We start from the raw sequence: 23,971 nt of genomic DNA, 5'->3' as shown, positions 1-23,971 counted from the left end.
ACATGAAATCTATGAAAAAATTCATCAACGAAAACTCAGGCCAAGGGGCTGCAGAATACATTTTGCTATTTGGAGGAGTAATAGTTATTGCATTACTAGCATTAACCATATACCGGTCATATATGAATACAAGTGATGTCAGTCTTAAAGCAAAAGACGATATCATTGATGTTAGAAATACAATACTTGACAACAGAACCCATGTATAGTAAAAAACTAGATAACAAAGGTCAAGGAAGTGCAGAACTAATCTTAATAGTCGGAGGATTAATTGTTATTGTACTTCTTGTTGGAAGTTATATGTCCCATATAACCGAAAAAACACAAAACAATTTAGAAAATTTGTTAAAAAAAGAAAGAGACTTTTTAATAAATAAAATATGAAAATGGAGAGTAAATCTCTCTATTTTCCAACCAATAAAGTTTTTAAAATTTCATTCCATGAATCTGAATTAATATTATCCAATTTCATTGCAGTACGTGATAAAACCCTGATATTCTGTGGACATGCAGTTACACAAGCACCACATAAATTACAGAATTCTAAATCAGTAACAGCCTTATTATCTACTATAGTTACTGCATTACATGGACATACATCTTGACATGCATGACATGAATCGCCTTTACAGAATTTTTCTTCTTCTTCGTTTTCAATAACTTCTAAAGTACCTTCAAAAGGTTTTGTAACAGTAATAGCATCAACTGGACAAATATTCGCACACCATGTACAGTTTACACAAGATTCATCTAAAATAAAAGTGTCACCAGTGACTTCTGGAATTTCAATTTCATCTTGTAACATACAGGTTGAACAAATTTCTTTAATTGCATTTTGTGGGCAAACTCTCTTACATACTCCACAATACACACATTTAGAAGTATCCACTTCAATAGAATTATTTACTTTATCTACACTAGATGTAGGAATGTTATTAACTGTAATAGCTTCTGCAGGACATAAATCTGCACAGAAAGAACAATAAATACATTCATCCTTATTAATTTCAATTTCTCCTCTAACTAATGCTTGTCTTTCCGGAAGTATTCTTTCGAATATTATAGCATCACGAGGGCAAACTTTATAACATCTTCCACAGTAGATACAATCATCTTCACAAACTTTAGATTCAACATCCCATTTAGGATAGTTAGCCATTTGTTTAATATCTTCACCATCAATAGTTAATGATAAAGCATCGAATGGACAAGCAACAGAACATAATCCACATAAAACACATGAATCAGCATTACACGAAACTAAATCCATTTCAATTAAACCACGTGCAATAGGTACAGTTGGACCTAATCTTAATGAAGAAGTGGGACATACCTCAGTACAGATTCCACATCCTAAACAATTATCATCTTTATAAGACAATTTACGGACTTCAGCACCGCTTCTTTCAACATTAAACATGCAAATCCCTCATGCTTTTGAAATAGCTTGATTTGGACAATTTTGAATACAGAGGTCACAATCATCACAATTTTCAGGAACGATTTTTACATCCCCATCCTCTTCTATAATTGCACCTTGTTCACAAAGTTTAATGCATAGTCCTTGTACAGGACAATTTTCTATATGTCCACATTTATCTGAGTCTATTTTTACTGCCATATAACCACCTCAAAAAACATATTATCTAATAAACATATGTTTCATATTATTATTTATCGAAATGCACATATAAACATATCGATTATTTTCTCAGATTATTCTATGATATTCCCATTTTGATTAATTTCACCACGCCTAATTCGTGTGGAAGATATGGGATTACCATCATACGCCAACACAAAACTAACAACGACAATATCAATAGGTTTCATACCTTTAGAAACTCTAATATTATTAATTTCAACCGCTGTAGGTTCAGTTTCTTCACTAACAACAATAGCATCAAATTCAGCATCATATATTGTAGTTCCATAAGCATCATCTAAAGGTATAACAACAAAGTTACTTTTGTCACAAAAAAAAGATTTAAGATTTCCTATCCTCTCCTCACAGGAATCGATGTCTCCTTTTAGACCACCAAAAGCATCGGAAGTTACGCCAATTTCTACGCTTTCACCTATTTCAAAAGCAGTTGACAATAGCTTTTTGTGTCCATCGTGGAATTTATCAAATGTTCCGCCAACAGCCACTTTACTATATTTTTTAGAATTCATGATATTATCTTAAATTAGTTTGTTATTGTTAGTTATATAAAAAGTAGTATAAATTATTAGCTATTTAAAAAAAGAAAATAAAAAATAAAAAAATAAATAATAGTTAGAATGAAATACCTGAATAATAACCTTTAAGAGAATAAGAGTTAGTATTCCAATTAACTACATTTCCTAACGAGTTTCTAGAACTTGTTGCATCAGCTACGGTCCAAGTATCACCAATTAATACTTGAGTCCAAACATGCCCATATGTACCTCCGCTAGAGAATGTGCATGTTCCATGAACATATCTAGTTGCTAAACCTGCAGTTCTAAACATTGCAGCAAGTAAATGTGAATGATCAACACAGTTTCCTGTTTTTGCATTTAAAGTACCCACTGCACCATATTTAGTATCATAATAGAAACTATATGAAATATGGTCTCTTACATAATTATAAATTGCATTCGCTTTAGCCTTATCTGAAGTTAAACCTTTAGTTAATTTGGTAACTAAACTTTTAATTGCAGGATTATTAACTTGACAGTTTTTACTAGCTGCAAGATAAGCCGCTAAGTTTGCAATTGTATTTTTTGAGTTCAAATTACTTGAAGTTGAACTAGAACTACTTAATGTTTTAATAGTTACATAAGCCGGCATTATTTTTTCATCACCATAAAATGCTACAACACGTGCAGATGCATATACTAATCCTTTATAACCAATTTTTCCAACATCAGAACTTACAGAATTAGGCATTACTCCTTTTGAATTTGAAGTACTGACAATTTTCTTTGCAACAGCAAGATAGTCATATAAATCACCTAAATTAGATGCTGAACCTGGTTTAGTTGGATTTTTAACGTTTTTTATGCTTATTTTTCCATGATTACCTGATTTTAAATTTATAATAGCTTTTGAAGCTAAATATAGATAATCTGCAGTTGAAAGAGTGTAACTGCCAACTTTAACAGTTGCAGGTAATTTGGAATTCTTTTCAATGTATTTTTTAACATTTTTTGATGAAGCAATAATCTGACTAAGTGTCACACTATAAACAACATGAATCTTTGAAGATCCGGAATATGAACCTTGTGAAAACTTAATAGTGTAATCACCTTTAGGTAAAGTACCTAATGCAACTTTAGCAATACCGTTTGAGTTGGTGGCTTGAGTGTAAGTTTTTCCATTGACTGTGAATTTCACATTTTTATTTTTTATTGGATTATTTTTACCATCCACCAATTTAACTGAATAAGATACATCTTTTCCAGGGATAACATAAAGCTCTTTAGCAGAAAACTTAGTTCCATTAACTAAAACATGTTTTGAAACACCATTGGCTTTATAATTATTGCTGGATAATGTGGTTTTAATTGAATAATAACCTATTTCAAGACCAATGCTTAATTTTGCCACACCTTTTGAATCAGTAGTTTTGGTATAAGTTTTACCATTGATAGTAAATTTAACAGTGATATTCTTTAGAAGGTTTCCAGATTTATCTTTAAGAGTAGCTTTATAAACCGAACCATCTTTATATTTCATTACTAAATCCCCTGCATTTATAGTAGCAGTTTGTTTAGAAACAACAATTTTATTAGAACCATAGTTATAATCTTTAGAACCAATGGAAGAATATTTATATTTTACAGTATATGTAGCAGGTTTTAAGGCACCGACTTTTAAATGAGCAATACCCTTAGCATTAGTATTTACAGTATAAGTTTTACCATTAAGAGTAAATTTAACAGTTTTATTTGCTAAAACTTTATTATTGGAATCTCTTACTAAAACTGAAAATTTTGATCCATCATTATACTTCATTTTTAAATCTGAAGCTTTCAGAGTAGTAGTTGAATCTCTAACATATAATTTTCCAGATCCTGATGAACCGGAATAATATTTATCTCCCTCATACTTATAACTAATAGAATAAGTACCTTTAGAAAGAACAGGAATAGTTATGCTAGCTTTCCCATTCTCATCAGTCTTAGCGGTTACTACTTTATTATTATAAGTAAATGTAATCTTTTTACCGCTTACTGAAACACCACTTTTAGATTTCAATGTAACGGTAAATGTATACTTATGATTTGGAAGAATATATGTGTTTTTAGGACTATGACTAAGAGTAGTATTGTCTTTATTAACTACAATATTATTAGATAATTTCTCACCAGAATATGGATTAGTTGTACTAACCACATAACTACCCGGAGGTAAATCAATATCTAAACTGGCAACACCTTTTGAGTTAGTAGTCTTAGTATAAGTTTTTCCATTAACAGTGAATGAAACTTTTGTGTTTGCTAACACACCAGTATTCTTATAAAATGTTACATTATATACAGAAACATATCCGTAGTATTTGTTCATGTCATTTCCACTTAAAGAGGATAATACTTGTACTTTCTTTGAAAGAGATGACGCAGCATATTTTGAACTACCTCCATACTTAATTGCAACAGTGTAAGTTCCAACCGCCAAATTAGCAGTAGTAAAAGAAGCAACACCATTAGAATTACTTGTAGCTGAATATGTCTTTCCATTTACTTTTAAAGAGATTTTTTGGTTACTTAAAGCATCACCTTTTACATCTTTTAAAGCTACTTTAAAAACAGCACCTGATTTTGAATAATGAGTATTATATGCTGTTAAATTTGTAGATGTCTTAGCAGATAAAACATCATCATTAGTTGAAGACAATGCATTTGAATCTGCAGTGGAAGGACTTATTTCCCCATCATTATCCTCATAATTAGAACTATCTATGCTTTCTAAAGCATTATCAGGATAACCACTTAAATTATCATCATGAGAATTAACTATATTAGTCTGTGAGATAGAATCCTCGTTAGAAATTTCTAATTTACTTTGATCAGATACGCAATCTGAAATTAAATTTGAATCTTCTGTATTTGAAACATTATCCACATCAACTGCATTAACTGCTCCGATAACAAGGAACAGCATTAACAATAATGATACACATAATGTCTTATTTTTTATCGAAATTTTTCCACCTCTTGGTTCTCATTACGAAAATTTTATAGTAAAATATGATTATACTAAAATATAGTATTTCATAATGAGTGGATAAAGATATATAATTTAATCTTATATAAATGTTTTTAAAACTTGAATATCTAAAAAACCAATGTAAATAAGTTAAATTAGCTAAAAAAGATTAAAAACATATATAAATCTAAAGTAAAAGAACAATTATGTTGAAATAAACTAAGATAAGCTTAAAAAACTTGAATTAAATTTAAAAATTGAACAAACTAATAAAAAATGAAACTTTGATTAAATGAGCCATTATATGAAAAATAACTATATCATCATGTTTTATAGCTAAAATTAATGAATTGTTGTCCCAATCAAGAAAAATAATTTAATTCAAAGCAATAAAATCAAAAATAAAGCATTTAACTAAAAAAGTAGAATTATGACCATTACATAAAAAATAGTTGATTATATGTTGTATGAAAAAAACATTTTCCAAAAAACTTATAAAAAAAAAGATATCCATTTAGGACTAGCTTATCCTAACATCTACAGAACTGCGATGTCTTCATTAGGATACAACATATTATATAATCAATTAAATGAACGTGAAGATACTTGGTGTGAAAGAATAATTTATCCCAATATAAATTCAATTGAATCAAACACTCCAAGCAAACATTATGACATAATAAGCTTTTCTCTCCAATTTGAAGAAGACTATTTTAATGTTTTAAAAATGCTAAATGATGCTGAAATACCTCTTAAAAGAGAAGATCGTGATGAACATGACCCACTAATTATTGCAGGTGGACCTTGTGCTACAGCAAATCCCATGCCCTTATCTGATTACATTGATATTTTTATTATTGGCGAAGGTGAAAACACACTAAACAACTTCCTAGATAAGTTTAGTGAAAATAAAGATAAAGACCTTAAAAATTATTTAGAACTTCCAGGAATCTATATTCCTGAATTTAACAATCAAACAAAAATAGATATCGTTAAAGATATGAATCATGCTTACCACATCACAACCCCTGTTTTAAGTGAAAGTGACAGTGAAGAATATCAAAGCATTTTTAACAATACCATAATGTTAAATGTTTCAAGAGGATGTACCAGAGGTTGTAGATTCTGCATGTCAAGTTATCTCTACAGACCTATGAGGCAAACTAGTTATAAAAAATTAATAGATATAGCTATTAAGAATAGGGAAAATACCGGTTTAAATAAAATTACATTAATTGGTGCTGCAGTTTCAGATTATAATGATTTGGACAAATTAATTGAAGGTCTTGAAAAAAATGGTTTTCAAATTTCAACACCATCACTTAGAATTGAATCCATTTCTCGAGAAACTTTAGAAACCCTAAAAAGAAGTGGCCTGAAAACTATAACACTTGCACCCGAATCAATTTCCAAACTTCGAAAAGTAATAAATAAAGAGATACTAGATGAAGAAATTTTTACAGTAATAAAAAATGCCATTGATTTAGATTTCAAAATTAAATTATATTTTCTAATTGGAATTCCAGGGGAAACTAAAGATGACATAAAAGAACTTGCAGAGTATATGAAAAAAATTGCCAATATGCATAAAAATATAAAGAATGTCAAATTTAGTGTAAATCCACTTATTCCAAAACCACAAACCCCACTACAATGGGAAACATATGATTTTAAAGACATTAAATCAAAAACTAGATATCTTAAAAAAGAAATGAAAAAATATAACATAAAGTGCGAAAGTCCTAAAAAAGGATTAATTCAATATATACTATCTTGTGGAAATAGGGCAGTTGGTGAGATTATTGAAAAATCATTAATAAAAGCCCCTACACTAAAAGAATGGATGGAATATATGCCAGATTATAGTATTGGTGATGAACTACCTTGGAGCAATATTGATGTTGGTGTAGATGAAAGATTTTTAAAAATAGAAAACAAAAGACTGAGAAATTTAAAACAAACACCATGGTGTGAAACATCCCCATGTTATAATTGTGGAGCATGTGAAAAATAATTACTAGAAAAATATAAATTTACTATAATATATTATATATTAATAATAGTGAGGCAAAAGTTATGATAAAACCTGCAAGTAGAACAAAATCCATTGAATTATCATTAATCAGAAAAATGTTTGAAGTGACAAATCCTGATGCAATAAACTTAGGAATTGGAGAACCTGATTTTGATGTTCCAGAAAATATTAAACAAGCAATGAAAGAATCAATTGATGAAAATGATAGTCATTATACTCCAAATAAAGGAATTGTTGAGTTAAGAGAAGAAATTTCTAAAAAATTTAAAAAGGATAATGACATTAATGTAAATCCAGATAACATAATTGTTACTGTTGGAGCCAGTGAAGGATTATTCATGTGTGCACAGGCATTCCTAGAAAAAGGAGATGAGATATTGCTTCCAGATCCAAGTTTCTTATCTTATGAAGCTTGTATAAAACTAGCTGGAGGAACAATTGTACCAGTGGACTGTACAATGGAAAATGAATTTAAATTAAAAGCAGAAGATGTGGAATCAAAAATCACTAATCAAACTAAAGCAATAATGTTAAATTCACCATCTAACCCTACTGGAGCAGTAATGGAAAAAGAAGATGTTAAAGCAATTGCGGATTTATCAATGGATAAAGATTTCTTAATAATATCTGATGAAATTTATGAAAAAATCATATACGATAAAAAACATTATTCTCCTGCAAAATATAGCGACAATGTAATTACTTTAAATGGATTTTCAAAAACATATGCCATGACTGGTCTTAGAATCGGGTATTTGGCAGGCAATGAGGATAATATTGAAAACTTACTTAAAATTCATCAATATAATGTTGCATGCGCCAGCACAACTGCGCAAAGAGGAGCTTACGAAGCATTGTCTGGACCGCAACATGAAGTCAAAAAGATGGTAAATGAATTTAAAAGAAGAAGAGACTTAATTGTTAGACGTTTGAATGAAATGGGATATGAAACCGTTAATGCAGAAGGTGCATTTTATGTATTCCCTAAAATAGAAGATGAAGACTTTGTTATGAAAGCTGCAAAAGCTGGAGTAATCACAGTTCCTGGAATTGCATTTGGATCAAATGGTAAAGAACATGTACGTATGTCCTATGCAAATTCCTATGAAAACATCAAAAAAGCAATGGATATTTTAGAGCGTGTAGCAAATGGATGAATTTAGAAAAAAAGGTGGTAAGAAAGCAGCAATTGTTGCAGTTGTAGCAAATTGTTTATTAACTATACTTAATATAATCGTGGGAACACTTTCCGGAAGTTATGCATTGATATCTGAAGGAGCACATACTTTATCTGATGTTGCCACAACCATTATAGCATATATTGGATTTAAAATAGGTCAAAAACCAGCAGATGAAGAACATCCTCTCGGACACGGTCGAGCAGAAGCTATAAGTGGCCTTGTAATCGTTTTATTTTTAGCGATGGTAGCTTATGAAATCATGAGTGGTGCTGTTGAAAAACTAATAAATCCATCCTCAATTACAACACCCGATGTATATGCCGCATTAATGGCTATTTTTGGAATATTCATCAACTTAATTATAAGTAACTACATTATAAAAATTGGTGAAGAGATTAAAAGTCCTGCAATAGTAGCTGATGGTAAGCATCAAAAAACAGATATTTTCTCATCAATAGCCGTTTTGGTTGGAGTAGTTGCATCTAATATGGGTTATCCTCAGTTAGACCCAATTGTTGGATTAATCATTGGATTTTTAATCTTAAAAACAGCCTATGATATTGGTAAAGAAAACCTAGATAATATTATGGGAAAAGTACCTTCTGAAAAGTTTATTAAACAGATAAAAAACGTTGCTGATAATAGCAGCCCTTATGCAAAGAATGCTCATAATATAAAAGTAGATTATTTAGGTTCATATGCTACAGTATCATTGCATATCCAATTAGACGGAAACATGACTTTAGATGAATCACACCAAATTGTACATGTTGTTCAAGATAACATCATCAAAGAGATTCCTGAAGTTAAATATGTGATGGTTCATGCTTGCCCTATTGGACTAGACTATAACCATGACCAAGAAATAGATTTATAAAAACGCCGGGACCGGGATTTGAACCCGGGTGATCATATGATCATCGGATTAGCAGTCCGACGCCGTACCAGGCTGGGCCATCCCGACAATTAAAAAACAGTATAATACATTATATGTTAAAACTTATTTATAAACTTAATTATTTATATAAAGGCACGTCCAAGAGTGGACTAATCTCAAAAATATAAGTGATCTAGAAAACGCAACTCCACCCCGGGATTCTACAAGCATTGCATGTTAACAGTAAAGCTGCTCCCTTCCGGGCCTGACCCATTTCCATATTGAAGATGACTAATTTTTACCCTCCAGTAAAAATCTCACCACCACCAATCCTGTAGGACGAGGTTTCTATGTTGTTTTCCTAGGCTCATATCCTCTTAAAAAGCCGCCTCTTGGACTTCAACCGCACTTAAGGAGGTGTGTGCTTACAGAGGACCCCTAACCCTCCGGTCTAGCCAATCATAATATATGATTTTAATATTATATAAAGGTTAGCAAAAATCAATGAAGTAAATAAAATTAATTACTTGAAATAATTTCTAGAAAAAAAATAAATTTATAGTAACTCATTTAAAAATAGTAAAATTAAAAAAAATAAAGAAATATTAATTAAAATTAAAATATTTCTTGAATAATATCCCCATCAGAAATAATACCAACTAATTTATCTCCTTCAACAACTGGAAGTTGATTTAAAATTCCTGATGATGAAGCACCCTCTTTCATTACATTAATAGCAGTTTCAAGAGTATCTTCTGGAGATACGGTAACAACAGATTTAATCATAATTTCATCAACACTAGTACCTAATTCGTACTTATCTAAAATTAAATTATGACCTACATCAGTAGCAGTTATAATCCCCACTAACTTATCATCCTCAACAACTGGAAGAGAACTAATTTTATATTCCATTAGTTTCTCAAATGCATTTACAACATCAACATCTAAAGAGGTTGTAATTACATCAGTTGTCATTATTTCCTTCACTTTCTTTTCCAACATCTTCTTTTCCTCCAAATTTATCCAGAATATCACCAATCATGATATCTATTGTTTCATTAATATCCACATTATTTATAATACGTGTATCATGAATTTTTGCTTGTTCAACTAAGAATTTTTGAGTTTTTCTAATAGTTCCAAAATTATCCATATATCTCTCTAAAGAACGCTTTACCCAAGGTTGCCTGCATCTTGAATAAAATCTCTGTTTATGTGATTCTTCATCATCGACAGTTAATGTGAAAACAATTATGTTATTATTTTCCATTAAATCTTTTCTAATAAAACCCGGAACTACGTGTACTCCTTCAATAATAGTACTAATTCCTTCTTTTACAGATCTCTCAATAATGGCTTCAATACCCACATTTACAACATCAACATGGCTAATAAATCCTTCAATAACAGAATCTATCCTAATAGATGGGGTTCTAATGCTTTCATAAGCATCAAAACTGGATTTGTGTATTACGGGACTTAAATCCTTAGAGACAATTTTACGCATTACTTCCCTAATCATATCCGTACTAATAAGGTTTTTTAATCTCAACCTACTGGCTAGTTCAAAAGCCATTGAAGATGTACCAACACCTGATGCACCACCAATTAAAATAATTAATGGCTTTTTAGATGCCCTAAGTGACCTCCAATTTTTATATTTCTCAGCTATGATGGGATCAACACTTTTAAGATGAGAAAAAACAACATTTGCTAATTCATAACTTGGAATTTCATCAACGTTATTTTTAATTAACTCCGCTTCAATATCGCTTGCAATATCATATGCTCTTTGAGATCCGATATCTGCAACATTAAGTGAACGAGACATGATTCCTTTAGAAAATGGCTCTTTATATTTTTCACCATCTACTTCACCAGTAACCCAAATCATAATAATCACATCTAAAATATACGAATTAATATTTAAAATTAATAATAAATAAAAGTTGTTATTTGATTTTTAGAAAAAATAAACAAAAAAAGAGAATTAAAACGAATAAAAACTATTCGTTCAATGAAATAATACTTATATCATAATTAACACCGTCTTTAATATCAATTAAAACGGCACCATTATCTTTAAGCATTCCTGGATTTGCTACATCAGTAGTTTTTCCAATTTTACTAAGTGATTTTGCTTCATGAATATGTCCACAAAGATTTATTTCAGGTTCAAATTCATGAATTGATTTTAAAATTCCAGGGCTACCTACATGTTCACCATTTTCAACTCTATCAGCATCAGTATTGAATGGTGGTGCGTGTGTAGCCAATATTCTAACTGTAGGAACCTCAGAATTATGAACATAGTCATAATTTGCTAATAAATCATAAACTTGCCTATAAATTTTGTCATCATCCATTTCTCCAGGAGTATCAAATGGGGTTGGATTTGAACCGCCAAAACCAAATAATATTGCATCTCCATAAGCAACAATATTATTGTGGAGACAAAATGCAACGTCATTAATTGCATTACAAATTCCATTTGGATCACAATTACCAGGAATGGCAATTACATCCACATCACATTCTGCAACTTTATTTATAAATGTTTCAACAAAATCTAAAGGTCCGAAATTAGTAATATCACCTAGAATTAAAACTAAATCAATATCATGGTTTTTCAAATAAGAATATAAATTTTCATTTTCTTCGCCATGAACATCACTAATTGCTAATATTTTGGTCATAATAACACACTCATTGTTCTAAAAAGAATGATCCCATTTCTTTTAAGCCAACTTGAAGATCTGGTTTATCACCATGCAATTCTACAGTTACATCATCTTCAAATTCTATGATAAGGCCATTCCATTCTGCAATTTCTTGAACTCTTTCTTCAGCTAATGGAATTTTTAAATTAATTCTACCTGTTGTTAATCCTGGAGGAGAATTAACTAAAAATTTTGACCGGGATTGGGCAAATTCAAATACTTCCTCGCCCCTCATGACTCGTTTTAATAAATCAAGCCAATGGTCAACATAGTCATCTCCTTCTTCTTCTGCAATTGTTAAAAGAGTTCCTTGAATTTTATTTAAAGACATTTCAGCATTAGCTAGGCCATTAATCAACTCAGGATGAGAAGGATCTCTTTTATAAGAGCTAATTGTAGATCTAATCAATCCCATTTCAGGGTTAACTCCTTTAGGAATTTCATATCCCTTTTTATTCAAATCTGTAATGAGATTTTGAAGAACTAACCAATTTTGCTCTGAAGGTAAACTCATAAATGTCCACCTATAATCTTTAAAGTAGTATGATTAATTTTTGCATCAGCATCTTTTAATTCTCTTTCAATTTCACTAGTGCTTTTGTATGAATCTAAGAACAATACATGATGAGTTGAAGTACCAGCTATGTTTAAAATAGCTATTTCATCATCCTTTTTAAGTTCTCTTTTATCTATAGTTGCTTTGAACTGAACATAAGGTTCATATTCTTCTGGAAGGTCAGCATATTTAAATATACCATCTAAGGTTGCTACAAACATAATTACACCTCTATTATATAATATATAATTCTATTTAGTTAATCCTATATAAACATGATTACAAATTATTAGTGCAAACTAAAACAAAAAAATTAAATAAAAAAAAAGTGTTATCATCAAAGATAACATAATCCAAAATGTGTTTTCAATGCCTAAAAAAATAAAAATATAAGGATTAAAAATCCTTAAATCTATTCACCTAATGCTTTTTTGATTGCAGGAGTTGCATCAATTTTTTGAGCATCAAAGGTTAATTCTTCAGCTGATAATCCCATAGCTAATCCGTATAATTGAGCTAAGTGGAAAACAGGAAGTGCAAAGTCAGTTCCATATCTTTCGTTTACTTCAGTTTGACCTTGGTCAAATTGCATGTGACAGAATGGACATACGTTAACGATTGCATCTACGCCAGCTTCAGTCATGTGGTCAAGTTTTTCTTTAGTGAAACTAGTAGTTACATCTAAATCTCTTGCTCTTAAACCTCCACCTGCACCACAGCACATCATTTTGTCTTTGTAGTCAACTGATTTAGCACCAGTGATTTCTACAAGGTCATCTAAAATGGATGGGTTTTCAGCTTGATCTTCAATACCGATAGTTTCGGTTGGTTTTAAGAAGTGGCATCCGTAGTGAACAGCAACGTTTAAGTCTAAAGGTTTTTCGATGAGGGAAGCTAATTTTTCGAATCCGACATCGTCTCTTAAGATTTGAGCAAAGTGTTTGACGTTGGTAGTTCCTTTGAATTCTCTGCCGATTTCAGCTAAGTTAGCATTGATTTTTGCTCTTTTTTCTTCATTTTCTTTTAAGATGTGATTACATTCAAATAATGATCCGAAACATCCGTTACATTCAGTCATGATGTCAGCGCCCATGTCTTCAGCAAGAGTTAAGTTACGTGCTGCGATGGTAGCCCAGGTTTCTTCATCAAAGGAACCGAATACACCAGGAGCAGGACAACAAGATGCTCCTTCCATGTCTTTTAATTCAATATCTAATGCTTCGAATAATTTTCTGGTAGCTTTTTCAACACCAGGATAACGGTTGTTCATAATACAACCTAAGAAGTATGCAATTTCCATATTATAACTCTCCTCATAAATCTATTCTTTTAAACCGCCGGTTGCTTCGTCGTAACCGATTAATTCATCGAATGCGGTAATTTTACACAATTTTTGTACTTCTTCTAAAGCTTCAGGATAAGCGTGAGTTGTTGGTGGAACTTCAGGAAGTCCAATTTTTGTTCTTAAAGCTTTTGCAGCATCGTTGATTGGTACAGCGTGACCGGTGTTGATTACGAATACTCCAGTCATTTTGTGAGGTTTTGCCATGTAACCTGCGTGTGCAGCGATGTTACGTGCTTTTTTGATGATTTCTACGATTTTAACACTTCTAAGACATCTTTCTTGGCAAGTGTAACAGGTAGTACACATCCATAAAGCATCATCAGTGATTACTTCTTCTTTTAAACCAAGTAAACATTTTCTGACAATTTGTCTTACTTTGTAAGGAGTTCTTCTTCCAGATGGGCAACTACCACTACAGGTACCACATTGGAAACAGTGTTTAACAGTTTCAATTCCAGCATCAATGAACTCAGCAGTGAAATCTGGATCACGATTACTATCATTTAATAATTCTTTATCAGTCAATAAAGTCATTTTATCTCTCTCTTTATCTTTATTTTTTGAATCTTCTTCAGCTTCGATGGCCTCTATTTTAGCTTCAACTTTTTCATGGATTTCTTCCTTGATAGTTTCAGCTTTTTCATGAATTTCTTCTTTTTTAGCCTCAACTTTCTCATGGATTTCTTCCTTGATAGTTTCAACTTTTTCTTCAATAGGTTCGATGTCATCGGAAGCTAAATCTTCAACACTGCCTTCTGACTCTTCCACAGCTGCTTCTTCTGCCTCTACAACTGGTTCTGGTTCAGTTACGACAGCTTCATTTTTAATTTGTGAAGATGTAACTTGGACATCATCAGATGTGTTTGATACATCATTATTGATGTCACTTTCTTCATTGTCTCCTTTGAACAAGGATTTAAGACGATTTATTATAGACATTGAAAACACACCTCGGACAATCATCGGATTATTTCCTCAAATCCATACTAATATTCTTTAAAAGAACATATATAAAGCTTACTAAATTTTTAGCTTGTGTAATCAAAAAGATTACAATATATGAAAAATTTATATTAACCTAAAAAAATATAATATGAATAATAACAAATCGGAAGAGAAAAATGATAAAAAAATTCGAAATTAAATCACATGATGGTCCTGGAAGAATCGGAAAAATAGATGGCGAACTTACTCCAAAAATCTTTTTTAAAGAGGAATTAAAAATAGCCCCTAGTGAAGGTTCTGCACACAATGTTGACCGTGAAATTGCAGAATTTAATGTTAAAGAAACATTGAGACTTGCAAAGGATAACGTAGATGAATGTGATGTTGCAGTAATCCAAGGATCAAAATACATTGATTTAAGAATTGAATGCTTAAAAGAATTAGAAGACATTGGTTATAATGGTTTCATAATCGCTAATGGAGATGCCCTTTTGACAAATTCAAGAGATTTAGTTGAAATAGTAGTATCCCTTAAAAAAGAAGCTAAAAAGACAAGTTACTTTATTTTTCCATTTTCCGAGCTTTCCTTTATGCCCATATTAACATATATGGGAATTGATGGATTTTTAGCAGACACCACTAATTATTATAGTCATTTAAATGTGCTTCAAACACCCACAAAATCATATGATTTAAATACATATTCCATTTATGAAAATATTACACAAGAAGAACTAGAAAAAAAGAATATTGAAAATATGGAATTTGTTATAAAAGAAATCCATGCACATATAAAAAACAGATCCTTGAGAAATCTTGTAGAAGAGAGGTCTGGAACCACACCACAAAATATCTCAACATTAAAAATTCTTGATAGAACCCAAATGGATTACCTGCTTGAATACACACAATTATTTTAAGATTTTAAATGATGAAATAATGTTTTTGAATTCACGTTCAGACTCACCTGAAACATCTAAAGTTCTAAGTTCAAAAATGTAAATATCCCCATTTTCTATGAAAACATAAGTGTGAATATCGAAGTTTATTTCTGGAGTATCCATATTTGCGTGAAGTTTAATCGCATCCTTATCAGCAATTTTGGTAAAATCAGAAGCTAAAATAACTCCACCATCATCAGATATAGCATCTTCCATGAATATCTTGTAGTCATCAAGATTTGTAGCGGTTGGAAACATTACTGCATTAATTAAGTTATCCTGCCCTTTAGACAATGTTGCAATACAATCAGGATTGGATAAAATGTCTGCTTTTTCAACTTCCCATGAATCAGGATATTCAAAGGTAACTTTACCCGTGTTAAATGTCCTCATGCATCATCCTCTTCTTTTGATGTAACATCGATTGTTTCAGGGGCCTCTTCATCAAGTGTGTCAATATATTTGGAAAATGGTTCCGGAAGTTTTGGCATGACTTCCTTTAAAATCTCAGCTGCATCAAGTTCTAATGCTTGGCCTGAAAGTAATTGTTCAACATCAAAGTCAAAGTCAAAAGGTTTAAGCAAATCGTCAGTAGGTACTCTTAAATTAATATTTTTCTTGTTTAGAATCATTTTAAGAGTACTTGTGTTTCTAATTTGTTCATTCATATCCTCAACAGTGCTTTTTATATCATATGCTATAGCTTTATTCTTCTCATTAACTTCATGTTTTGATTTTTCAATTGATTTTTCCAAATCCTTAACAAGCAAAGCGTTTCTTCTGTTGATATTTTCACGAGCTTCATCAATGACAACATTAATAGCACTCAAGATAGACTTATTTAACTCAACATTGTAAGCTAGAATCATCTTATTTTTATAATCAAGTTCTTTAAAAATAGCTACTCTTTCATCATCAATTCTTGTGATTTTCTTGTTTAATTCATGAATTTCATCTTTAGCTTTAAGAAGCTCATCTTTATCAGAGAGTTGTTCTTTAAGTGAATCCACATCGTCAAAAAATGATCCTTTGAGAGTTTGAATTTGCTCTTGTAACTCTTTAATTTCCGCATCTTTTCCTTCAATAGTATGGTAAAATTCATCAAGTTTTTCATCTGAAAACTGATTATCGATTAATTTTTCATAGTCGTTTTGTGCCAATACTTTTACCAAATCATCATCTTCAAAAGGATCTTCTTTTTTAAGACTGACCTGTTTTTGCTGAGATTCTTTCTCAACAGTGTTACCTTCTTTGTCTTTACTAGTATACTTTTTAGTATAAACTCGAACAGTTCTAAATTCATCACTTTCCATTATTAACACCACTCTATAATATTAAATAGATTGGTTTAATTTAAATACTTAATGATTAAAAAAAGAAAAAAAGAAGAAAAAAAATTTATTTATTCTCTTTTTCCATCCACAACAACATTGCCTCTTCAATCGCTTTTGAATACCATCCAGTTTTAAATAACATTTTATTGGAAGCAATTTTGCGAAAATTCAAGTCAATATCATTATTGATGCTGATTGTAACACGCCTGTTTCTTGTCATACAATTAGATTACGCACACTAGTTAATAAATGTTTTAGTGTTTTTTCATGGCATTTTAAGAAATATAAATGAATATTGAAATTTTATTAAAAAATTAGCAAATAAAAAATCGGCCTTTTGACAGGTTTTCCCGCAAAAAACTAGAGATTAAAAGATTTATTGGCAGTTATCTACAAATCCTAATTTTTATTTAATATAAAAATCAAACTAAGTATAGGAGGTAACTTATGAACAAAAAAATAATTACAGTACTTGCATTATTGATTGTTGTAATAAGTATAAGTGCCGTATCTGCTTTTGATTTAGGAGATCTTTTTGGTACTGGTGAAAACGAAACTGTAACAATTAAAGGAATAGATTTTAATATTCCTGAAGGTTATAAAGAAGATTCTACAAACCCTTTTAATATAATTGAAGGATTTATAAAAGATGGATATGACCTAGATGGAAAAGTCTATAAAAAAGATAACACTGAAGTAGGAATTTTTGTTTATAAATATAATTCTTCAGATTCAGACTATGATGACATTTTAAGCAATTTTGCAAATGAAACTACTATTAATGATGTAGGCGGTTTCATTGAATTTGATGATAATGACTATGTTTTTGTTTATACACAAGATGACTCCGTAGTTATGATTGCATCTAATGATAAAAATGTTATTGGTGACTTTATAATAACTTAATCAAGCTATTTTTTTATTTTTTTATTTTTTTAAAGATTAACTACAAAATTATTGAAAAAATGCCAAACAGCAATAATGCCTACATATAAATCATGATAATTGTATAAAATTGTGGATTTCTATGCTGAATACCATCCAGTCTTTTTTTGATGATGTGCAAAGAAATTAATGTGTATTTGTAATCTCAAGATTTGCTTCAAAGGATTTAAAATATTAAAAATTTGCTAAAATATTGAATTAAACCATGAAAAATTTATTAAATTATTATTATAATATAATTTAATACAAATAATACAAATAAATATACCTTAGAGGAAAATTTAATGATTACAATTATTAAGCCTAAAAATGTGAACAAAGAATACAAATCTGTAAAATCACATTTTAAAAGCAATGAGGTGATAAAATGCTTTTCAAAAAGATGATGAGGGACATATTAAAACATAAAACCCAATTCATATCTATCTTTTTAATGGCATTTATTGGAGTGTTTGTATTTACGGGCATAGGCAGTGAATCCGTAGCTCTCGAAGATAATGTAAACCATTATTATGAAGATACAAACCTAGCTGATGGCTGGATTTATTCACCCTATTTAAATGATTTGTTTTTATATCAAGTAGACATTTTAGGCCCAACCACACAAATGGAACGGCAATTAGTTGTTAATTCAGTAGCTGACTTTGAAAATAAGCCCGAAGTTACGCTGCACTTTGTCGAAAATAATACGATATCAAAATTCTACTCGGTTGAAGGTGAGAAATTAGACATTAATGATACGGATGGAGTGTGGTTAGATAAAAGCTTTGCCGATGCTAAAGGACTAAAAGTTGGGGACAGAATTAGCTTTGAGGCTGAAGGCTATAAAATTGATAAAGAAATCAAAGGACTAGGCTATTCACCAGAATATGTCTATCATGGATCATCCTATTCCATAATACCTGATTATAACAAAATCGGCTTTGCTTACTTATCCCATAAAGCATTTCCTGAAGATACTGTTCCATATAATGTTTTAAATGTTAAATTTGATGGTGAACCTGGAACTTTTGAGGATTTATTGTCCTATCGCCTCAATGGTTATTATAATTCATTTGTTGAACAATCAAATCATCCTAGTGTCAGTGAATTTTCGCAAGAAATTACAAAACACAAGATGATGGCCGATATTTTCCCAGTAGCATTTATTATAATTACAATGTTGATTCTTTTAACAACAATGACAAGGATTATATCACAACAACGAACCCAAATAGGAATCTTAAAAGCTAATGGATTTAGAAACAATACAATAACTCTCCATTACATATCCTATGGATTTTGGTTAATCTCGATTGGATCTATTTTAGGATTAATATTAGGGCCGCTGATATTGCCCCCTCTGTTTTATCCCTCAATGAGCAGGCCATATAAAATGCCTTTCTGGGACACTGCTTGGAACATGAATTTTGTATTAGTAATGCTTTTAGTGATTATATTCTCACTTGCAATTTCATATTATGCTATTGCAAGCATCTCGAATGAAAAGCCATCAAATACCCTAAAACCCAAACCACCAAAGATATCGACTTCAGGGTTTATTGAAAAATTAAAGATCTGGAAAAGATTATCCTTCAATATCCGCTGGAATTATAGGGATACTAAAAGAAATAAAGTAAGAGGGTTAATGACAATTATAGGAATCATAGGCTGTAGTGCACTTTTAATTGGTGCATTTGGATTATATGATGGTTTGAATGATGCAAAAGACTGGGAATTTAACCAAATTAACCATTATGACTCAAAATTAGTAATTGATGAAGACGCATTACCATCACAGATTGATAAAGCTGCTAGTGATGTTAATGGAGATAAAATAATGGAAGACAGTATTGAAATCGAAGCAAACGATATCAAAAAATCGGGAACACTTCTAGTTCTAGGTGATACAGATTTAATAACGCCAACAGATGTTGACAAAAACAGAATAGAAATAGCAAACGATGAAGTTTCGATTTCAAGAAAAATGGCAGACATGCTAGGAATTGAAGTTGGTGACACTGTTAAATGGCATATTGCAAGTTCAAATAAATGGGTAAAAACAAAAATTGATAAAATTCATGCAGATCCAATATCACAAGGCATAATCATGTCTCCAGATAAATTGGAAGAATTGGGCTTAAATTACACGCCAACAAGTGTTATTACGTCCGAGCATGTGAATAAAACATATGATGGTTTTAAAGTAACAAGCTACCTCAATGACATTAGAGATAGTTGGGATGAAATAAGCGAAACTGCATGGCTATTAATTTACACATTAATATTCTTTGCTTGTCTTCTGGCCGTTATCGTTTTATATAATTTAGGATTACTCTCATTTACAGAAATTGAAAGAGAAATAGCATCACTTAAAGTGCTTGGATTTAAAAGTAATGATTTAAGAAGATTGTTATTGACACAAAACATATTATTTACAATTATTGGATTTATATTTGGTGTGCCTTTAGGTTTATATATTTTAAGATTAATGTGGGCATCTTCAGGAGACTCAACTTACATAATACCTTCATTAACTCTTACAAATATCATATTGAGTGCTACAATAACATTTACAATATCAATTCTTGTAAACTTAATGTTTTCACGTAAAATCAAAAAATTAGATATGGTTGAATCGCTAAAAGGTGTAGACTAGAATTCCCCCTATTTTAAAGGCAGATTTTTATCAAGAACTTTCTTTTTTAAGGCATCCAATTCATTGGATATGATAAATATCTTCTCACCCTCGACATAAGTTGTATAACTCCATCCAGTACCATATTGGGAGATTTTATAATCTCCTTCAAGTTCATTTACTTGTGGAACAATCTCTTCAGTCACACTATGATAATCAAAAGAAACATCCTCATTATAATTGTTAATACTATAAATCCCACAATAAAAATCCCTGAATTGAGGATTTCCAAGTTGTCCTTGTATAAACCATTTAATTGCCAAGTTATAATTTATTCCAAAATTTGAAACAGCTTTAAAAATAGATTTATGATGTTTGTATGCCTCTAAAATTTTTAATGATTCTCTTCTGAAATTTTTAAATGAATAACTGCCCCATTTCAATTGGTCATGCATTAATCTAGATTTAAGAGAATTGTTCCTTTTTTGTAAATTTTCTAAAGCTATATCCATCATCAAATAATATTTTAAATTTTATAATTAATAAACTTAGCAAAAAATTAAATTTACGACAACTAAAAAAATCATGAATCTCATAATTGCTATTCATTTTCAAAATAAAGTTGAACAGATTTACGAGCTAAATTATTTAGAGTTTCCACAAACTCAGGGTTTAAACTATCAAAACCCATTTCTGACTCCCACATATCAGCAATCCCCTGAAGAGCTGGAATGATTTCTTCACCTTTTTTGGACACTTTTAGTGAAAAATTGCGTTTATCCTTATGTTGTTTTTCACGAAAAATCCAACCATCTTCCTCTAATTTTTTGATTGCCTTTGTAACAGCACCTTTTGTAATAAATAAACCCTTAGCCAAATCATTTTGATTGATTTCACTGAAATTATAAATTAATAGGATGCAAAAACCCTGAATCAGACTCAAATCATATTTTGCAACCTCTTTTTGTATGAATTTTTTATAACTCATGAATAAAATGAATAAACAACTTCCAATATTATCCGAATTAAAAAAATCCCCCATTTTTTCAAATTTCATTAAAAGTATTTTGGACTTACCAATATATAAATAAGTAAGATTTTTTAATGAAAAATGTGGTTTTTTTTAATCAATGTATAATTATTTGACAAAAAATTAAATTAACCAATATAAAATGAATAATAATGCATATAAAATAATCTTTTATTAAAAAATAATGAACAAACCCACAATTAAGAAATAATAACTGGCAGAATTAAAACAAAACAAAAAGATTTATATAATATCAAATCATAACTTATATACGATATGAAGTTACTTTCATATCTTTATGGACATCAGTCAACCATTTTATAATCTCCAAAATGTTTAGAATATGTTCATGGAAGTAGAAAGAACAGCTACTTCCAAACTCCCCCCCCCTTTTTAACTTAAACATCATCAAGTATTTCAGGACTTGCACCTGCAATTTCAACCAGATATTCCGCTTCAACAATGTGGAGTTTGGATGGTATTATAATACAATGAAGTGGGCCTCCAAAATCAAAATCAATCAATTCAGAGATTTTACCTGCTCTAACACAAACATCTTTTGACCCGACACGGGCAATACCCATAGCCAAAGTGTCTTCAGTGATTAGACCTTCACGGCCCAAATCATTTTTAATGTTCATCAAATATTCTAAACCCTGATTAACAGTCATATAACGGTCTTTATGGGCTTGAATGTCAAGTAAAACTAAAGTATGCAATTCCATTTTAAGATTTTCTTCAATTGATTCATACGGGGATTTAGGATAGAAATTATAATCTGGAAATGGAATGGTTGTTACCTTGCCGAATTTATAACCTTGAAGACCAGAAATGGCAGGAGCAGAAGATAGGATGGATGATCCATGAATTACTTCATAGCCTATTCCCTTTTTAGAACACTGAACCAAAAAATCGCTGTGAGTGGTTGCGATTAAGGGATCGCCACCAGTAACCAATGCAACATCCTTGGTTTTTGCCTCTTCAATGAATTTATGCTCTTCTTCAACTTCCCCCCTAACTAGAACTTCAATTTCTTTTCCAATTAACTCTTCAATAGCTTCGAAACTTGAACCGAACAGTCTTGAAGTAAAAAATTCTGCATAAATCTTATCAACATTTTTTAGACAATCTAAACCTTTAAGAGAAATGTCTTTCTCATCAAATAATCCTAAACCCACTAAATAAAACATATATATTATTATAATAATTTAAACATAAATAACTTTATGAAATGTGTAAAAGTTCCATTAAAAGAATTAAATGACACCCGTATAAAATTAATGGAAAATGGCCAGATGAATATGGAATATAAGATAAAAGCCGAAAAGAATTATGGATATATTCCAGTTAATGAAGATATTGAAGACTATGAAATAGTTTGCATGCACTTAGAGGCCATGAAAAAAGTTCCCCATAACTTTTCCGAATTACTTGAAGGAGAATTGACCCATGGGGAAATCGAAGAGTTGAGAACTTCCTTTGATACAATTGGAGACATTGTAATTTTAGAAATTCCCGATGATTTGGAAGATAAAAAACAACTAATCGGAGATGCTGCACTTAAATTTACAAAAAGAAAATCAATTTACATGAAAAGAAGTGCAATAAAAGGAACAACACGCGTACGGGATTTGGAATTTTTATCAGGTGTTGATGATTCAGTGACAATATACAAGGAGCACGGCGCAAGATTGAAATTGGATGTTCGCCAAGTTTATTTCTCACCCCGCCTGGCAACAGAGCGAAAACGTGTGATGGAAAGTGTTTTAGATGGTGAAGAAATTTTAGATATGTTTTGTGGAATCGGACCATTTCCAATCGTTATTGGTCGAAATAAATATGTTGACATTACTGCAGTGGATATTAACGAGTCTGCAATAAGATATTTGGATGAAAATATCATGTTAAATAAGCTGAAAGGTAGCATTCACACATATTGCGGCGATGTAAGACAAGTCAGCCAATCATTTAAAACAAAATTTGATAGAATTATTATGAACTTACCTGGCCTTGCCTATACTTTCCTTGATGTTAGTGTTGATTTAATTGAAGATGGTGGAATAATCAATTATTATGAGTTTTCTGATTCATATGAACAGGGCCAAAAACGATTGAAAGAGGCATGCGAAAAAGTTGGAAAACAAGTGGAAATCCTCAATTGCCGTAAAGTCAAATCCACTTCCCCTGGAGAGTGGCATATCGCCATTGACGGAAAGGTTACAAAAAAATAAGAAAAATTATTAATCAATATTGATTAATAATCATT

26 protein-coding genes, 1 tRNA gene and 1 other RNA gene are annotated in these 23,971 nt (G+C 30.7%); 9 read left to right on the top strand and 19 right to left on the bottom strand.

Annotated features, from left to right (window positions below; all coding sequences use genetic code 11):
* The first annotated feature begins 2 nt into the window (after positions 1–2).
* Positions 3–209 (top strand): class III signal peptide-containing protein, encoded by a 207-nt coding sequence (locus tag ACKI32_RS01195; RefSeq protein WP_407412850.1) that lies wholly within the window; start codon positions 3–5, stop codon positions 207–209.
* Positions 202–384 carry a class III signal peptide-containing protein gene (locus ACKI32_RS01190; RefSeq protein ID WP_407412849.1) on the top strand — a complete coding sequence of 61 codons (183 nt, stop codon included), beginning with the start codon at positions 202–204 and terminating at the stop codon, positions 382–384. Before ACKI32_RS01195 ends, ACKI32_RS01190 begins: the two co-directional genes overlap by 8 nt.
* A 19-nt stretch (positions 385–403) precedes the next feature.
* On the opposite strand, the gene fwdF is transcribed toward ACKI32_RS01190, so the two are convergent.
* The 4 genes from fwdF to ACKI32_RS01170 all read right to left on the bottom strand — a co-directional run bounded on the left by fwdF (position 404) and on the right by ACKI32_RS01170 (position 5,131).
* Positions 404–1,420, bottom strand: a complete 1,017-nt coding sequence (gene fwdF, locus ACKI32_RS01185) for a tungsten-dependent formylmethanofuran dehydrogenase subunit FwdF (RefSeq protein WP_407412848.1) — start codon at positions 1,418–1,420, stop codon at positions 404–406.
* 9 nt (positions 1,421–1,429) lie between these two features.
* Positions 1,430–1,621 carry a 4Fe-4S binding protein gene (locus ACKI32_RS01180; protein WP_296880820.1) on the bottom strand — a complete coding sequence of 64 codons (192 nt, stop codon included), beginning with the start codon at positions 1,619–1,621 and terminating at the stop codon, positions 1,430–1,432.
* Between the two features lie 95 nt (positions 1,622–1,716).
* The gene (locus ACKI32_RS01175) at positions 1,717–2,175 is read right to left on the bottom strand and encodes a phosphopantetheine adenylyltransferase (protein WP_407412847.1); all 459 of its coding nucleotides are present in this window, start codon (positions 2,173–2,175) and stop codon (positions 1,717–1,719) included.
* Between the two features lie 103 nt (positions 2,176–2,278).
* Positions 2,279–5,131, bottom strand: a complete 2,853-nt coding sequence (locus ACKI32_RS01170; RefSeq protein ID WP_407412864.1) for an Ig-like domain repeat protein — start codon at positions 5,129–5,131, stop codon at positions 2,279–2,281.
* Between the two features lie 505 nt (positions 5,132–5,636).
* Between ACKI32_RS01170 and ACKI32_RS01165 the strand changes: the two genes are divergently transcribed.
* The 3 genes from ACKI32_RS01165 (at position 5,637) to ACKI32_RS01155 (ending at position 9,269) form a co-directional block, all read left to right on the top strand.
* Positions 5,637–7,190, top strand: coding sequence for a radical SAM protein (locus ACKI32_RS01165; protein ID WP_407412846.1), 1,554 nt, complete (start codon positions 5,637–5,639; stop codon positions 7,188–7,190).
* Between the two features lie 62 nt (positions 7,191–7,252).
* Positions 7,253–8,368, top strand: coding sequence for a pyridoxal phosphate-dependent aminotransferase (locus ACKI32_RS01160; RefSeq protein WP_407412845.1), 1,116 nt, complete (start codon positions 7,253–7,255; stop codon positions 8,366–8,368).
* Complete coding sequence (locus tag ACKI32_RS01155; protein WP_407412844.1) at positions 8,361–9,269, top strand: cation diffusion facilitator family transporter; 909 nt, start codon at positions 8,361–8,363, stop codon at positions 9,267–9,269. The genes ACKI32_RS01160 and ACKI32_RS01155 overlap by 8 nt, the downstream gene beginning before the upstream one ends.
* Positions 9,270–9,272: 3 nt before the next feature.
* On the opposite strand, the gene ACKI32_RS01150 is transcribed toward ACKI32_RS01155, so the two are convergent.
* The 9 genes from ACKI32_RS01150 to hdrC all read right to left on the bottom strand — a co-directional run bounded on the left by ACKI32_RS01150 (position 9,273) and on the right by hdrC (position 14,832).
* Positions 9,273–9,356 (bottom strand) — tRNA-Ser (locus ACKI32_RS01150).
* Positions 9,357–9,416: 60 nt separating this feature from the next.
* Positions 9,417–9,731, bottom strand: an RNA gene (gene ffs, locus ACKI32_RS01145) — signal recognition particle sRNA.
* Positions 9,732–9,884: 153 nt separating this feature from the next.
* The gene (locus tag ACKI32_RS01140) at positions 9,885–10,274 is read right to left on the bottom strand and encodes a CBS domain-containing protein (RefSeq protein ID WP_407412843.1); all 390 of its coding nucleotides are present in this window, start codon (positions 10,272–10,274) and stop codon (positions 9,885–9,887) included.
* Entirely contained in the window at positions 10,237–11,166 is a 930-nt protein-coding gene (locus ACKI32_RS01135) for a 2-phosphoglycerate kinase (protein ID WP_407412842.1), read from the bottom strand. The genes ACKI32_RS01140 and ACKI32_RS01135 overlap by 38 nt, the downstream gene beginning before the upstream one ends.
* A 112-nt stretch (positions 11,167–11,278) precedes the next feature.
* Positions 11,279–11,968, bottom strand: coding sequence for a metallophosphoesterase (locus tag ACKI32_RS01130; RefSeq protein WP_407412841.1), 690 nt, complete (start codon positions 11,966–11,968; stop codon positions 11,279–11,281).
* A 10-nt stretch (positions 11,969–11,978) separates the two neighbouring features.
* Positions 11,979–12,506 carry a DUF2096 domain-containing protein gene (locus ACKI32_RS01125; RefSeq protein WP_407412840.1) on the bottom strand — a complete coding sequence of 176 codons (528 nt, stop codon included), beginning with the start codon at positions 12,504–12,506 and terminating at the stop codon, positions 11,979–11,981.
* The gene (locus tag ACKI32_RS01120; RefSeq protein WP_407412839.1) at positions 12,503–12,769 is read right to left on the bottom strand and encodes a DUF749 domain-containing protein; all 267 of its coding nucleotides are present in this window, start codon (positions 12,767–12,769) and stop codon (positions 12,503–12,505) included. Before ACKI32_RS01120 ends, ACKI32_RS01125 begins: the two co-directional genes overlap by 4 nt.
* 191 nt (positions 12,770–12,960) lie before the next feature.
* A complete protein-coding gene (gene hdrB / locus ACKI32_RS01115) occupies positions 12,961–13,848 on the bottom strand; it encodes a CoB--CoM heterodisulfide reductase subunit B (RefSeq protein ID WP_407412838.1) in 888 nt (295 codons plus the stop codon).
* 21 nt (positions 13,849–13,869) lie between these two features.
* Complete coding sequence (gene hdrC, locus ACKI32_RS01110; protein ID WP_407412837.1) at positions 13,870–14,832, bottom strand: CoB--CoM heterodisulfide reductase subunit C; 963 nt, start codon at positions 14,830–14,832, stop codon at positions 13,870–13,872.
* A 182-nt stretch (positions 14,833–15,014) separates the two neighbouring features.
* On the opposite strand from hdrC, the gene ACKI32_RS01105 reads away from it, so the two are divergent.
* Positions 15,015–15,758, top strand: coding sequence for an archaeosine tRNA-ribosyltransferase (locus tag ACKI32_RS01105; RefSeq protein ID WP_407412836.1), 744 nt, complete (start codon positions 15,015–15,017; stop codon positions 15,756–15,758).
* On the opposite strand, the gene ACKI32_RS01100 is transcribed toward ACKI32_RS01105, so the two are convergent.
* The 3 genes from ACKI32_RS01100 to ACKI32_RS01090 all read right to left on the bottom strand — a co-directional run bounded on the left by ACKI32_RS01100 (position 15,750) and on the right by ACKI32_RS01090 (position 17,333).
* Positions 15,750–16,172 (bottom strand): hypothetical protein, encoded by a 423-nt coding sequence (locus ACKI32_RS01100; protein ID WP_407412835.1) that lies wholly within the window; start codon positions 16,170–16,172, stop codon positions 15,750–15,752. The genes ACKI32_RS01105 and ACKI32_RS01100 overlap by 9 nt on opposite strands.
* Positions 16,169–17,092 (bottom strand): hypothetical protein, encoded by a 924-nt coding sequence (locus tag ACKI32_RS01095; protein WP_407412834.1) that lies wholly within the window; start codon positions 17,090–17,092, stop codon positions 16,169–16,171. The genes ACKI32_RS01100 and ACKI32_RS01095 overlap by 4 nt, the downstream gene beginning before the upstream one ends.
* Positions 17,093–17,177: 85 nt before the next feature.
* Positions 17,178–17,333, bottom strand: coding sequence for a hypothetical protein (locus ACKI32_RS01090; RefSeq protein WP_407412833.1), 156 nt, complete (start codon positions 17,331–17,333; stop codon positions 17,178–17,180).
* 227 nt (positions 17,334–17,560) lie between these two features.
* On the opposite strand from ACKI32_RS01090, the gene ACKI32_RS01085 reads away from it, so the two are divergent.
* Complete coding sequence (locus ACKI32_RS01085) at positions 17,561–18,019, top strand: hypothetical protein (RefSeq protein WP_407412832.1); 459 nt, start codon at positions 17,561–17,563, stop codon at positions 18,017–18,019.
* 406 nt (positions 18,020–18,425) lie between these two features.
* On the top strand, positions 18,426–20,696 hold the full coding sequence (locus ACKI32_RS01080) for an ABC transporter permease (RefSeq protein ID WP_407412831.1): 2,271 nt from the start codon (positions 18,426–18,428) through the stop codon (positions 20,694–20,696).
* Positions 20,697–20,704: 8 nt separating this feature from the next.
* On the opposite strand, the gene ACKI32_RS01075 is transcribed toward ACKI32_RS01080, so the two are convergent.
* The 3 genes from ACKI32_RS01075 to dph5 all read right to left on the bottom strand — a co-directional run bounded on the left by ACKI32_RS01075 (position 20,705) and on the right by dph5 (position 22,895).
* Positions 20,705–21,190, bottom strand: a complete 486-nt coding sequence (locus tag ACKI32_RS01075) for a hypothetical protein (RefSeq protein WP_407412830.1) — start codon at positions 21,188–21,190, stop codon at positions 20,705–20,707.
* Positions 21,191–21,276: 86 nt separating this feature from the next.
* Positions 21,277–21,663, bottom strand: a complete 387-nt coding sequence (locus ACKI32_RS01070; RefSeq protein ID WP_407412829.1) for a MarR family winged helix-turn-helix transcriptional regulator — start codon at positions 21,661–21,663, stop codon at positions 21,277–21,279.
* Positions 21,664–22,103: 440 nt separating this feature from the next.
* Positions 22,104–22,895, bottom strand: a complete 792-nt coding sequence (gene dph5 / locus ACKI32_RS01065; RefSeq protein ID WP_407412828.1) for a diphthine synthase — start codon at positions 22,893–22,895, stop codon at positions 22,104–22,106.
* A 36-nt stretch (positions 22,896–22,931) separates the two neighbouring features.
* On the opposite strand from dph5, the gene ACKI32_RS01060 reads away from it, so the two are divergent.
* Positions 22,932–23,936, top strand: coding sequence for a class I SAM-dependent methyltransferase (locus ACKI32_RS01060; RefSeq protein ID WP_407412827.1), 1,005 nt, complete (start codon positions 22,932–22,934; stop codon positions 23,934–23,936).
* Positions 23,937–23,971: the final 35 nt, after the last annotated feature.

It is taken from the genome of Methanobrevibacter sp. (assembly GCF_045611865.1).
GTDB lineage: Archaea > Methanobacteriota > Methanobacteria > Methanobacteriales > Methanobacteriaceae > Methanocatella.
This window is presented reverse-complemented; position numbering and strand designations above follow the sequence as displayed.

Coding starts and splice junctions, on each gene's coding strand:
- ACKI32_RS01120 (WP_407412839.1), bottom strand. CDS start 12,769: ATGTTTGTAGCAACCTTAGATGGTATATTTAAATATGCTGACCTTCCA.
- fwdF (WP_407412848.1), bottom strand. CDS start 1,420: ATGTTTAATGTTGAAAGAAGCGGTGCTGAAGTCCGTAAATTGTCTTAT.
- ACKI32_RS01165 (WP_407412846.1), top strand. CDS start 5,637: ATGTTGTATGAAAAAAACATTTTCCAAAAAACTTATAAAAAAAAAGAT.
- ACKI32_RS01175 (WP_407412847.1), bottom strand. CDS start 2,175: ATGAATTCTAAAAAATATAGTAAAGTGGCTGTTGGCGGAACATTTGAT.
- ACKI32_RS01100 (WP_407412835.1), bottom strand. CDS start 16,172: ATGAGGACATTTAACACGGGTAAAGTTACCTTTGAATATCCTGATTCA.
- hdrB (WP_407412838.1), bottom strand. CDS start 13,848: ATGGAAATTGCATACTTCTTAGGTTGTATTATGAACAACCGTTATCCT.
- ACKI32_RS01070 (WP_407412829.1), bottom strand. CDS start 21,663: ATGAGTTATAAAAAATTCATACAAAAAGAGGTTGCAAAATATGATTTG.
- ACKI32_RS01075 (WP_407412830.1), bottom strand. CDS start 21,190: ATGATGGATATAGCTTTAGAAAATTTACAAAAAAGGAACAATTCTCTT.
- ACKI32_RS01195 (WP_407412850.1), top strand. CDS start 3: ATGAAATCTATGAAAAAATTCATCAACGAAAACTCAGGCCAAGGGGCT.
- ACKI32_RS01130 (WP_407412841.1), bottom strand. CDS start 11,968: ATGACCAAAATATTAGCAATTAGTGATGTTCATGGCGAAGAAAATGAA.
- ACKI32_RS01135 (WP_407412842.1), bottom strand. CDS start 11,166: ATGATTTGGGTTACTGGTGAAGTAGATGGTGAAAAATATAAAGAGCCA.
- ACKI32_RS01155 (WP_407412844.1), top strand. CDS start 8,361: ATGGATGAATTTAGAAAAAAAGGTGGTAAGAAAGCAGCAATTGTTGCA.
- ACKI32_RS01080 (WP_407412831.1), top strand. CDS start 18,426: ATGCTTTTCAAAAAGATGATGAGGGACATATTAAAACATAAAACCCAA.
- ACKI32_RS01190 (WP_407412849.1), top strand. CDS start 202: ATGTATAGTAAAAAACTAGATAACAAAGGTCAAGGAAGTGCAGAACTA.
- ACKI32_RS01085 (WP_407412832.1), top strand. CDS start 17,561: ATGAACAAAAAAATAATTACAGTACTTGCATTATTGATTGTTGTAATA.
- ACKI32_RS01160 (WP_407412845.1), top strand. CDS start 7,253: ATGATAAAACCTGCAAGTAGAACAAAATCCATTGAATTATCATTAATC.
- ACKI32_RS01140 (WP_407412843.1), bottom strand. CDS start 10,274: ATGTTGGAAAAGAAAGTGAAGGAAATAATGACAACTGATGTAATTACA.
- ACKI32_RS01105 (WP_407412836.1), top strand. CDS start 15,015: ATGATAAAAAAATTCGAAATTAAATCACATGATGGTCCTGGAAGAATC.
- ACKI32_RS01060 (WP_407412827.1), top strand. CDS start 22,932: ATGAAATGTGTAAAAGTTCCATTAAAAGAATTAAATGACACCCGTATA.
- ACKI32_RS01090 (WP_407412833.1), bottom strand. CDS start 17,333: ATGACAAGAAACAGGCGTGTTACAATCAGCATCAATAATGATATTGAC.
- dph5 (WP_407412828.1), bottom strand. CDS start 22,895: ATGTTTTATTTAGTGGGTTTAGGATTATTTGATGAGAAAGACATTTCT.
- ACKI32_RS01095 (WP_407412834.1), bottom strand. CDS start 17,092: ATGGAAAGTGATGAATTTAGAACTGTTCGAGTTTATACTAAAAAGTAT.
- hdrC (WP_407412837.1), bottom strand. CDS start 14,832: ATGTCTATAATAAATCGTCTTAAATCCTTGTTCAAAGGAGACAATGAA.
- ACKI32_RS01170 (WP_407412864.1), bottom strand. CDS start 5,131: ATGCTGTTCCTTGTTATCGGAGCAGTTAATGCAGTTGATGTGGATAAT.
- ACKI32_RS01125 (WP_407412840.1), bottom strand. CDS start 12,506: ATGAGTTTACCTTCAGAGCAAAATTGGTTAGTTCTTCAAAATCTCATT.
- ACKI32_RS01180 (WP_296880820.1), bottom strand. CDS start 1,621: ATGGCAGTAAAAATAGACTCAGATAAATGTGGACATATAGAAAATTGT.